Here is a 244-nt window from a genome sequence, read left to right as displayed (position 1 = left end):
TGCTAAAGCCCATCGACGAGGACGAGTTGGCAGCGTCCCTGAAAAAGTTCCGGGAACGAACAGCGGCCAATGCGCCCTTGCAAGTCGATTTTGAGGACATCCGAAAGCTCCTGGTCAACCCGCTGGAGCGGGATTACAAAAAGCGGTTTACGGCACGGGTGGGGCAGCACCTTAAAATTCTCCATGCGGACGAAATTGAATGTTTCCTCTCGGAAAACAAGGGTACCTACGCAGCCACAAAAGA

Annotated in this window: 1 pseudogene; it reads left to right on the top strand. The window is 53.3% G+C overall.

The window, feature by feature from the left end:
* Positions 1-244 (top strand): annotated as a pseudogene (locus ACRHNM_RS17845) (DNA-binding response regulator); the annotation flags it as partial.

The organism is Psychroserpens mesophilus, from assembly GCF_050617655.1.
GTDB lineage: Bacteria > Bacteroidota > Bacteroidia > Flavobacteriales > Flavobacteriaceae > Psychroserpens > Psychroserpens mesophilus_A.
Note: the sequence above shows the minus strand (reverse complement) of the source record. Positions and strands in the feature narration are given on the sequence as shown.